The sequence below is a fragment of the Arthrobacter sp. Cr_A7 genome, assembly GCF_029222765.1.
Classification (GTDB): domain Bacteria; phylum Actinomycetota; class Actinomycetes; order Actinomycetales; family Micrococcaceae; genus Arthrobacter.
In genome coordinates this window covers 1-3,908 of record NZ_JARHXQ010000028.1, presented here as the reverse complement: position 1 = coordinate 3,908, position 3,908 = coordinate 1, and the positions used below count along the sequence as shown (strand labels likewise).

At 67.1% G+C, this 3,908-nt stretch carries 4 protein-coding genes; all 4 read right to left on the bottom strand.

Annotated elements, in window-relative coordinates; genetic code table 11:
• The coding region (locus P2Q66_RS01370; RefSeq protein ID WP_275724974.1) for an ATP-binding protein at positions 1 to 417 on the bottom strand (417 nt) is incomplete at its 3' end.
• A complete protein-coding gene (locus P2Q66_RS01365) occupies positions 410 to 742 on the bottom strand; it encodes an STAS domain-containing protein (protein WP_079595233.1) in 333 nt (110 codons plus the stop codon). The genes P2Q66_RS01365 and P2Q66_RS01370, both read right to left, overlap by 8 nt.
• Positions 732 to 2,702 (bottom strand): glycosyltransferase family 2 protein, encoded by a 1,971-nt coding sequence (locus P2Q66_RS01360; protein ID WP_275724972.1) that lies wholly within the window; start codon positions 2,700 to 2,702, stop codon positions 732 to 734. Before P2Q66_RS01360 ends, P2Q66_RS01365 begins: the two co-directional genes overlap by 11 nt.
• On the bottom strand, positions 2,699 to 3,811 hold the full coding sequence (locus P2Q66_RS01355; RefSeq protein WP_275724970.1) for a SpoIIE family protein phosphatase: 1,113 nt from the start codon (positions 3,809 to 3,811) through the stop codon (positions 2,699 to 2,701). The genes P2Q66_RS01360 and P2Q66_RS01355 overlap by 4 nt, the downstream gene beginning before the upstream one ends.
• Between the last annotated feature and the right edge of the window lie 97 nt (positions 3,812 to 3,908).

Genomic DNA, 3,908 nt, shown 5'->3' with positions numbered 1-3,908 from the left:
GGACGAGGTCCGCGACAGTACCCAGGTGTTGGTGCCGTCCTGCCGCTCGAAGGTGACGGTGGTGACCAGCGCCTCGATGAGCGCCAGTCCGCGGCCGGACTCAGCATCCTCGCCGGGCGCCCCGGGTTCCATCGCACCGAACGGCGGCTTGGCATGGTACGCGCTGACGCGGGCCTGCAGCACGGTGGGCCGGACCTCGATGTCCACGCCCAGCTCCACGGGGTCCTGCCCTGCCGGCTCGGCGTGCTGGACGATGTTGGACGCGGACTCGATCACCGCCGTCGTGAACGTCATCTGGTCCACGTCCCCAACGAACGGGACGTCCAGCCAGAGGCTGTCCAGGTCATTGTGGACTGATTCGATGGCGTCCTCCGCAGCCAGTCCCCGGTAGCTGCGCGAGGCAAGGACCTCAGTCATTGCTGAACGCCTCGGCGGCGGAGGCATAGGCGGTCAGCACCTTGTCCATGCTGGTGAGCTGCAGGACCATCTTGACCTGCGGCTGGACGGCCGCGATCCGGAGGTCGCCGCCTGCCTGCCGGGCCGCCTTAAGGCAGCCGATCAGCGCGCCCAGCCCCGAGGAGTCCATGAATGCGGTGTTCTCCAGGTTCACCACGATCCGGTTCGATCCGCCGGCGATCACGTCGGTCACAAACTCGCGCAGCTTGGGCGCGGAGACCATGTTGAGCCGCCCGTCCGCCTTGACCTCCGCATATGAGTCCTTGACCTCATAGCTAAACTCCATCGGGATTCCTCTCTGTGTTTGCAGGTTCTGCGGCCGGTTCGTAGCCCTTGTAGAGCACGGCGCGGACCAGGATGCTCATGACCACCAGGTCGAAAATGACCCATGCCACGTTGACCAGGGTGCCCAGCGGTTCGGCCAGTCCGGCGGCCAGGCGGATGATGCCGACGACGGCGGCCACGGCAAGCAGGACCGACACCACGATCTGGGGCTGGATGAGGCTCCAGCTGGGTCCACCGCTTTGGCGGGCTTTGGGGGTGACGGCGAACCCGAGGGGACGGCCGAACCACACGTTCCGTGCCGCCGTCGAACACGCCTTGATCCAGGTGGGGAACAGCGCCAAGCTGTACTGCTGGCCGCGCCAGGTGGGGATGCCGCGGCCGGCGACGGCGAACAGGAGCTGGTTGACCACCATGAACGGGATGAACCGGACAAAGAAGTCCCAGCTCAGGCTGGTGACCGGCAGGATGCCCAGCAGGAGGTAGATGATGGGGGCCGCGAAGTAGATGACCGCCGCGTAACCGCTCAGGTACGTCCACATGGTGGCGAAGTACATCAGCCGCTGGCCGAGCTTGAGGCCCTTCTGCACCAGCGGGTTTTCCCGGAGCAGCACCTGGATGGTTCCCTGTGCCCAGCGCAGCCGCTGCGTGAGCATCGTCTTCAGGTCCTCCGGGGCCAGGCCGTAGGCGAGGACCTCATGGTGGTAGACGCTCTGCCAGCCCATGGCGTGCATGCGCATGGCGGTTGCCATGTCCTCCGTGACGGAGATGGTGGCCAGCGGCATCACCGGCTGGGCTTCGTCGTTGCGTTCCACGGAGAGCGCGTCCAGGACGGCCTGGACGGATTCCAGGGCGCCCAGCGGGGACCAGTCGCGGCGCGACATCCGCTGGACGGCGTCGTCCGCCACCACGGGCACGCCGGATTCGCCCACGTGGGCGAGTTCCATGGCGGCGATTTCCTCCAGGTCAGACTGCAGCGCCTCGACGTCGGCCAGCACCAGGGTCTGGACGGCGGCGTCCACGCGGCGGCGGACCCGGTAGGTGATTTCGCCCAGCGGCTGGCCGGCTTCGAGTTCCTGCTGGGCTTCGCGGGTGGCAGCCTCCACTTCGTCCAGCACCTCCGCCACCAGGGGCGTTTCCACGTCCGCGGACTTCCGGGCCTGCCTGATGGCCGAGCGGGAGGCCGCCAGCGCGCGGCGGATGCTCTTCTCGGTTTCCTTCACATAGCCCACCAGGCCCAGCTGCATCAGGGCTTCGCGGCGCAGGATGGCGTTGGAGCCGCAGAAGAAAGCGGCGTTCCAGCCGTCCTTGCCCTGCTGGATGGGGCCGTAGAACAGGGGTGCCTGGCTGCCGAGCGGGTCATCGGCGGGAACGTTGCTGAAGTACTGGGGGGTCTGGACCAGGGCCACCCGGCGGTTGTTGAAGTAGCCGAGGGTCTTTTCCAGGATGTCCGGCTCGGGGATCTGGTCCGCATCCAGGATCAGGAGGAACTCCCCGTCCGTCTGCATCAGTGCGTTGTTGAGGTTGCCGGCTTTGGCGTGCCGGGGGAGGTCCGGGGTCCAGTCCCCGCTGCGCGTGACGTAGCCCAGCCCGTGCTCTTCGGCAAGGGCCTTGAGCTCGGGGCGGGCGCCGTCGTCCAGGATCCAGGTGCTGTGCGGGTGCCGGATCTTCTGGGCGGCCAGCGCGGTGGTCATCACCATGTCCAGGTCTTCGTTGTAGGTGGTGATGAAGACGTCCACGGTGGCGTCCGCGGGAGGCGGCGGTGCGCCCTTGCGGATCTTCAGTTTCCAGACCGTCATGCCGAAGAGCATCACGTCGATGAGGCTGTAGGTTTCGGCGATCACCAGCGGCAGCGCGATCCACCAGGCATCCCAGTTCAGGGAGGCCGCCCAGCGCCAGGCGATGTAGTTAAGGCCGGTGAGGACGGTCAGCACCACCACCAGCCGCGTCCAGAAGCGGGTCATGCAGCCACCTCCTGCGGCAGCCGGCGGACCACCACCACCGTGACATCGTCCTCGGCGGTCTCGGCCGGGGCAAGGGCCATGATGGCACTGCTGGCTGCCTGCGCAGAGCCGTTGCCCTGCGTTGCCTGCTGGACAGCCGCGGTGAAGTCTTCCACGGAGTCGAAGACGTCCAGCACGCCGTCGCTGACCACCACCAGGGAGTCCCCGGGAGCCAGTTCCAGCCCGGATTGCGGCCACTGCGTTCCTGCCCAGGCGCCGATGGGCGGGCCGCCGGAGGGGAGGCGGTAGGCGGTCCCGCCGGACTGGACGTGCAGCGCAAGCCCGTGTCCGGCGTCGACATAGCTGATATTCCCTGACGCGGCGTCGAGGCGGGCGTGGAACAGCGTAACGAAGGAGTTGGATGAATCGAGGTCCGTGGCGATGGCCTTGCTGGCGGAGGCGAAGGCCCCGTCAAGGTCCTGCCGGTGCCCGGTGGACCGCATAACGGCCCGGACCGTGGCGGCGATCAGCGCAGCACCCATGCCCTTGCCCATGGCATCGGCGAAGGTGAGGTGGAGTCCCTCAGGGGTCTGGTACCAGTCGTAGAAGTCGCCGCCCACGCTGCGGGACGGGCGGAAAACGCCGGCAACGTCGTAGCCTTCCACGCGGATGTCTTCCTTGGGCAGCAGGCTCTGCTGCACTTCAGTGGCGCGCTCCAGCTCACTGCGGGCTGCGGAGTCTGCCGCGGCGGAGGGCCGGCGGCGGAACAAGGCGTTGATCCTGGACTGGAGTTCGCGCGGGCTGAACGGCTTGCTGATGTATTCGTCCGCGCCGTTATCCAGGCCGGTGAGCTTGTCCAGTTCATCGGCGCGGGCGGTCAGCATCACGATAAAGGCATCCGAAAACTCGCGGAGCAGCTTGCACACTTCCAGGCCGTCCAGGTCCGGCAGGTTCAGGTCCAGTGTCACCAGGTCCGGCTGGCTGCGGCGGACTTCCTCCACTCCCACCAGGCCCGCAGCCGCTTGGGTGACTTCGAAACCCTGCTTCGTCAGGACACGGACCAGCAGCCCCCGGATGTCCGGATCGTCCTCGATCACGACGGCGCGGCGGAGTTCGGAGGGAGAGACCATTCCTACTTTCTACAGTATTAACCGGCCCGCGGCATGTCACACGCGTACAAAGTGCGAAGCAGCCTTCGCATGTGCCGGCAGCGCCCTATTCGCGGGT

What these genes read in the sequence shown, in the direction of transcription:
- P2Q66_RS01360 (WP_275724972.1), bottom strand. Translation starts at nt 2,702, where the DNA reads ATGACCCGCTTCTGGACGCGGCTGGTGGTGGTGCTGACCGTCCTCACC.
- P2Q66_RS01355 (WP_275724970.1), bottom strand. Translation starts at nt 3,811, where the DNA reads ATGGTCTCTCCCTCCGAACTCCGCCGCGCCGTCGTGATCGAGGACGAT.
- P2Q66_RS01365 (WP_079595233.1), bottom strand. Translation starts at nt 742, where the DNA reads ATGGAGTTTAGCTATGAGGTCAAGGACTCATATGCGGAGGTCAAGGCG.